This window comes from Veillonella sp. ICM51a (assembly GCF_000524355.1).
GTDB classification, from domain to species: Bacteria; Bacillota; Negativicutes; order Veillonellales; family Veillonellaceae; genus Veillonella; species Veillonella atypica.
In genome coordinates this window covers 70,744-77,485 of the sequence record NZ_JAPX01000048.1, presented here as the reverse complement: position 1 = coordinate 77,485, position 6,742 = coordinate 70,744, and the positions used below count along the sequence as shown (strand labels likewise).

The window sequence follows — 6,742 nt, the reverse complement described above, 5'->3', positions numbered from 1 at the left end:
AAAATAATGTTGGAAGTGACACCGTAGTGGTGTCACCCCAACATTTATTATAGAGCCAAAAAAAATGGATGTATATATCCGTTTAATAATAGATATATACATCCAAATAAATTGTATTTAATTTTATTCGACACGACCGCCCAAATAAGCTTCCATGACACGAGGATCATGTCGTACTTCATCAGCTGGACCAGACAATACCATTTTGCCTGTTTCCAATACATACGCATAATCAGCGATTTTCAATGCTTGACGGACGTTTTGTTCTACCAAGAGAACGGTGGTGCCTTCTGCACTAATTTCTTTAATAGTTTCAAAGATTTCGTTTACTACTAATGGTGCAAGCCCCATAGATGGTTCGTCTAGTAGCAATAACTTAGGACGGGCCATAAGAGCACGACCAATGGCAAGCATTTGTTGTTGGCCACCAGATAATGTACCACCTAGTTGATAGCTCCGTTCATCGAGAATTGGAAAGCGTTTAAATACCTTTTTAATGTCCGCTTCAATCTCATTATCATTGCGTATATAAGCGCCCATTTCAAGATTCTCGTAAACGCTCATATCTTGAAGAATTTGACGACCTTCAGGTACTAAGGAAATACCATTATGTACAATTTGATGAGTTTTATGTCCAGTAATGTCTTGACCCTCAAATAGCACCTTACCTGATGTAGGCTTTACAAGGCCCATAATAGTCTTCATTGTTGTCGACTTACCAGCGCCGTTGGCACCGATCAAGGATACGATAGACCCTTGTGGTACTTCTAAGCTAATGTCTTTTAAGGCTGTAATATGTCCATAACCAGCCACGATGTTTTCTAGCTTTAACATATTACACCTCCTCTTTACCTAAGTATGCTTCGATAACAGCCTCATTATTTTGAATTTCTTGAGGTGTACCTTCAGCAATCTTTTTACCAAAATTGAATACCACCAAACGGTCACAGATATTCATCATCAATTCCATGGCATGTTCAATTACGACAACAGTAATACCTAAGTCGCGAATTTTACCAATCAATTGGCGTAACGCTTCCGTTTCACTATCATTCATACCTGCTGCTGGTTCATCTAGCAAAATTAATTGAGGATGTGTAGCTAAAGCACGCGCGATTTCGAGACGACGTTGTTTGCCATATGGTAATGATGTAGCAACTTCTTCAGCATCTTCTTCAAGACCTACAAGTTTTAAAAATTCATAGGCAATGCCACGACAACGTTCTTCTTCAATACGTTGGCGTTTTGTTCTTAAGAAACTAGCAACGAAACCAGAACCAGTTCGACAATGCATACCAGTTAATACTGTTTCCAAAGCTGTCATATTGCCGAAGAGACGAATGTTTTGGAATGTACGAGCAATGCCCATTTCTACCGTTCTATGAGGTTTAATGCCTACAACAGACATACCATCAAATACAATTTCGCCAGAACTTACAGGGAATACACCTGTAATCAAGTTAAAGAGTGTAGTCTTACCAGCACCATTTGGTCCGATAACACCAAACACTTCACCTTGCTTAACACCAAAGGATATTCCTGTGAGAGCTGCAACGCCACCAAAGCTTTTACTTACGTCATTTAATTCTAATAGCATTCAGTTCCCCTCCTATCCTTGTTTATCTTGTTGTTTACGTTTATACGCTTCAAAACGTTCTGTTAATACTTGTGTTTCAGGAATGTATGGAGCTTTTTTAAAGCCTAATTTACGGCTAATCTTATCTACCATAGATTCGGTTAAAATACCATCTGGACGAACAGCCATCAAAATGACTAACAATGCACCATAAATGATATCGCGATAGTCGGATAAGAAACGCAATACTTCTGGCAACAATGTAAGAATGAAAGAACCGAGTACGGAGCCCCATACTACATTAGAACCGCCAAATACAGGGAACAATAAGATTTGTACTACTTTATGATAACTGAAGTCTGTAGGGTTGATAAAGTTTGTAATATGAGCATACAAACCACCACCGATACCGGCGATAAATGCACCGATAATGAAAGCCATCATTTTGTAGTACACTACATTAATCCCCATCAACTCAGCAGCATGATCATCTGCCTTAATAGCGGCAAAGGCACGACCAACACGGCTATTATTGATACGTACACAGAAAGCAATAATAAAAATCAAAACGATTAGTAAAATAATGATAGCCATAATGTTGCCCCATGCAACAGCATCGATGCCCATAAGGCCATCAATATCGATTTCGTAAGCAAAATTTGTCAATTCTTGAGGAATAGATGGAATGCCAGATAGACCAAGAGCACCATTTGTCACATCTAAGTTCAAGAAGATAACACGCACGACTTCACCAAAACCAAGTGTGGCGATGGCAAGATATAGACCTTTCAATCGAGTTGTTGGCAAACCGATGATAACGGCAACTAAAGCGGCTACAAAGCCACCTACTAAAATACCAACTACGATAGGTAAATCGGCTTTCAAAGAAAGCAATGCACCCACATATGCACCAACACTCATGAAACCAGCTGCCCCAAGGGATAACTGTCCACTAGCAAGGGTAAAATAAATAGAGATACCTAGGATGGCATTGATGATGAAAAACATCACAATTTGTAGATAATAAGGGTTAAAAATATCCATTATGGTCTGCCCCCCTTATCTTTAGAACCAAATAAACCTTGTGGTCTCCAGAATAATAAGACAATGATTAAACCGAAGGCTACCGCATCACGGAATGTAGATGCACCATAAGCAACGGAGAAGATTTCCGCAATGCCCAAGATAAAGCCACCTACCATGGCGCCAGTAATATTGCCAAGACCACCTAGGATAAGTACAGCCAAGCCTTTAAAGCCTATGATAACACCCATGGTAGGCTCAATAGCATTGAAGGAAAGGCCAACAAGTACACCGGCAGCTGCACCTAAAGCGGAAGCAATCATAACGGTAACAGAAATAATCATCGTTGGATTGATGCCTAAGAGAGCTGCTGTTTCCGTGCTCATGGATACGGCACGAATGGCTTTACCAATCTTAGTCTTTTTAATAACCACATTCAAAATAATCATTAAGAGAACAGAAACACCTAAACCGATAATTTGCACCATGGAGATTTTAAATACCCCAAAGTCGATAAGTCCACCAATATAATCTGGTGGGAAGGATCTAGTTTGAGGACCCCATAATAATAATGCCAAACTTTCAAGGAAGATGGAAACACCAATGGTGCTGATAAGTGGTGCTAAGTGAGACACCTTTTTCTTACGTAGTGGGCGTAACGCCACAAATTCTAATAAGTAACCTAGTACGGCACCTACAGCCATCGCTACGATAAGGGCTACAAATATGTTTACGTCAAAAACAGTTACCATAAAAAGACCAACGAAGGCACCTATCATAAAGATGCCTCCGTGTGCCATGTTGATGATATTTAAAACGCCAAACACAAGTGTTAAGCCAATAGCGAGTACAGCATATAAGCTACCGAGGGTTAACCCGTTAACTAATTGTTGTAAAAACACTATACTACCTCAACTTTTATTTTTTTAATGCGTCAAATTGACCGTTTCTAATTTGCAATACTTGAACTTCCATGGAAGGGTCGCGGTGGTCATTAAATTTAAATTGACCTGTTACACCAACGAAGTCGGCAATATTTTTCAATGCTTCGCGGAATTTTTCACGATCTGTGGTGGAGCCAGATTTTTTCAATGCTGCTTCATACAAGTAAACTGCATCATAAGCTTGCGCTGCGAATTGATCTGGTTCTTTACCGTATTTATCTTTATAAGCTTTACGGAAATCTTTTACCTTTTGGTCATCTTTGTTAGGGAACCAAGGTGTACCTACGATAACGCCATCAGCTGCAGCACCTGCGATTTTAATAAATTCAGGACTGTTGAAGCCATTGGAACCAACTACAGGTTGTTTCATACCCATTTCACGCATTTTTTTCATAATCAATGCGCCTTCTTGGTATAGAGAAGCAACAACGATTACATCAGGATTAGCTTGTTGAATCTTAGTTAATTGTGCAGAGAAGTCTGTATCTTTATCTGCGAATGTTTCAGTATCAACGATTTGTACACCTTCAGCTTCCAATGCTTTACGAGCTGTATTATTTACAGATACCATTTGGTCATTGTTGTTGGAGTACATAATAGCTGCAGTTTTAAAGTTCAAAGTTTTATGTGCTTCTTTAATTGCGGTATCTACTGCCAAGGATTCTGGTACAGCATTACGGAAAATGTAATCGCCGATATCAGTAATACCTTCAGCTGTTGTAGATGTGCCAAGAGCTACGACTTTACTTTTATTTGCTACGGGGCCAGCAGCCATCATTTCACCAGATAACATAGGGCCGATAACGCCTACCACTTTATCTTTAGAAATTACTTTATTCATCGCATTAATTGCCTCGTTTTTATCACCTTTAGTATCTTCAACGAGCAAATTAATTTTTACATTGTTAGCGTCTGCATTGATTTCGCTAACAGCCAATTCTGCACCAGCTTTGATAGATTCGCCATACGCAGCAGCACCGCCTGTAGTTGTTGTTAACAATGCGATTTTCGCTTCATTATTATTTGCATTACCTGCATCTTTATTGCTACCACAACCAGCAGCAACCGCCATTACACCAGCAAGGCCAAAAATGGCTGCTTTTTTTAACATGGATTTATTCATGTTACACCCTTCCTTTAATCACAATAATAGCAACTATAATAGTATAAATTATATATACTTCTATATTATGAAATATTTTTTATGTTTGTCAATTAAATCATGTATATCTTCTATAGAATTCAGATATACACCTTATAATTTTTATTTATTATGCTAATAATTCTGAAAAATGTTCCCATTTCTCATACAACTTTTGTAAGTTGCTTTCCGTATCTGAAAGCTGCTTAGATATGTTTTCCATTTCCGCTAAATCTTGTTGGACTACAGGATTTGCTAATTGTACTTCATACATTTTCATGGTCGCCTCTAATCTAGCAATTTCTTCTTCTACTTCAGCTAATTGCTTTTCAACCATGTATGTATTTGTTTTTTTCTTAGGCTCATCAGATGGAGATGGAGAAATGGTTTTAGCTTCAGATTTCACATCTTCCTTAGCTACTTCTTCTACTACTTCTGTAAGAGCAGCTATATCCTGTTGCTCTTTTAATTTCTCTTTATAGTAAGAATAATTACCTAAGTATTCAGTAAGACCTTTATTCTCTAATACCAATGTTCTTGTAGATACTTGATCTAAGAAATACCGGTCATGGGAAATAATAAAACACGTACCACCAAATTGCTGCAACGCACGTTCGACTATTTCACGGGTAGGTACGTCTAAATGGTTAGTAGGTTCATCAAGAATGAGGAAATTATCACCTTGTAAGAATAATTTTAACAGAGCTAAACGCGCTCTTTCACCACCGGATAAATCACCTACTAGTTTAAATACATCATCCCCTTTAAATAGGAATGATCCTAAAACATTGCGAGCTTTTTCTTCGGTGAAATTATAATTATTGATAATCTCATCTACCACTTGCCACCGATCGTGTAATTCTTCATGTTCTTGTGAAAAATAGCCCACTTGTACACGATTGCCAATATCGATATGACCTTCTGTAGGGAATAACTCCCCTACAATAGCTTTCACCATGGTAGATTTACCAGCCCCATTAGGACCGATCAAGGCAACAGATTCGCCGCGCCTTACAACTACAGATACATCATCAATGATTGGATCATCCTTTTTGTAGCCAATAGACACATGATCTAATACAAGTACCTTATCAGCACTCATAGCAGCCGGTGGAAATTTAAAATCTAACGAATGTGAAGTTTCAGGAGCCTCTAGTCGTTCTAATCGATTTAGTTGAGATTGGCGACCTCTTGCCATCTTAGACTTAATACCAGCGCGATACTTATCAATATACTCTTCTGTTTTCTTAATATATTCTTGCTGCTTTTCATAAGCAATCGTATCTGCTTTTAAACGTTCTTCTCGTTGTGCCACATAGCGACTATAATTACCGCGATATGTTGTGGCCTTGTGATGATCTAGTTCTACCACACCAGTAACGATGCGGTCCATGAAATACCGGTCATGGCTGACGATCAGAATGCCACCTCGATAGGATGATAGATAACCTTCTAACCACTCCAACATTTCCATATCCAAATGGTTTGTCGGTTCGTCGAGGAATAAAAAATCTGGACTCCGTACTAAGGCCTTTGCCAAATTAATACGCGTTTTTTGACCCCCAGAAAATGCATTAGCCGGTTTATATAGATCTTCATCGGTAAAACCAAGACCATAGACTATGCGTTTTGTTTTTTGTTCATAGTCATAACCACCTAACCATTCCAATCGATTTTGTAAATAGTCTAAGCGTTGTAAGTCACTTTCACTAGCCTCATGAGACTCTAAATATGTGGTTAACTCTTGTAATTTATTTTCTAATGCATGAACATCTTCCCAAGCTGTTTCTATTTCTTCAGCTAAACTAGCATCACCTAAGTTAACATCTTGTTGCAAATAGCCAATGCTTGCCACAGGAGACATTACAACTTGGCCTTCATCTAATTCCTCAATACCGAGGATACATTTCAACAGTGTTGATTTACCAGCCCCATTAGGGCCAACCAAGGCAATTCTATCGCCTTCTTTTATTTCAAAGGACACATTGGAAAACACTTGGCGCACCCCAAATGATTTTCCTAGGCCGATCATTCGAATGCGTTCCATTCAATACCTCC

The 6,742-nt window shown here is 38.7% G+C and carries 6 protein-coding genes; all 6 read right to left on the bottom strand.

The features are described 5' to 3' along the window. Window positions 1-123: 123 nt before the first annotated feature. Window positions 124-834 (bottom strand): ABC transporter ATP-binding protein, encoded by a 711-nt coding sequence (locus HMPREF1504_RS09015; RefSeq protein WP_005380876.1) that lies wholly within the window; start codon window positions 832-834, stop codon window positions 124-126. A gap of 1 nt (window position 835) precedes the next feature. Then, on the bottom strand, window positions 836-1,597 hold the full coding sequence (locus HMPREF1504_RS09010) for an ABC transporter ATP-binding protein (protein WP_005384247.1): 762 nt from the start codon (window positions 1,595-1,597) through the stop codon (window positions 836-838). A gap of 12 nt (window positions 1,598-1,609) precedes the next feature. Beyond that, window positions 1,610-2,620 carry a branched-chain amino acid ABC transporter permease gene (locus HMPREF1504_RS09005; protein WP_005380802.1) on the bottom strand — a complete coding sequence of 337 codons (1,011 nt, stop codon included), beginning with the start codon at window positions 2,618-2,620 and terminating at the stop codon, window positions 1,610-1,612. Then, window positions 2,620-3,501, bottom strand: a complete 882-nt coding sequence (locus tag HMPREF1504_RS09000; RefSeq protein ID WP_005384250.1) for a branched-chain amino acid ABC transporter permease — start codon at window positions 3,499-3,501, stop codon at window positions 2,620-2,622. Before HMPREF1504_RS09000 ends, HMPREF1504_RS09005 begins: the two co-directional genes overlap by 1 nt. A gap of 16 nt (window positions 3,502-3,517) precedes the next feature. Beyond that, window positions 3,518-4,666 carry an ABC transporter substrate-binding protein gene (locus HMPREF1504_RS08995; RefSeq protein WP_005380797.1) on the bottom strand — a complete coding sequence of 383 codons (1,149 nt, stop codon included), beginning with the start codon at window positions 4,664-4,666 and terminating at the stop codon, window positions 3,518-3,520. A gap of 148 nt (window positions 4,667-4,814) precedes the next feature. Beyond that, window positions 4,815-6,731, bottom strand: coding sequence for an ABC-F family ATP-binding cassette domain-containing protein (locus tag HMPREF1504_RS08990; RefSeq protein ID WP_038125190.1), 1,917 nt, complete (start codon window positions 6,729-6,731; stop codon window positions 4,815-4,817). Window positions 6,732-6,742: the final 11 nt, after the last annotated feature.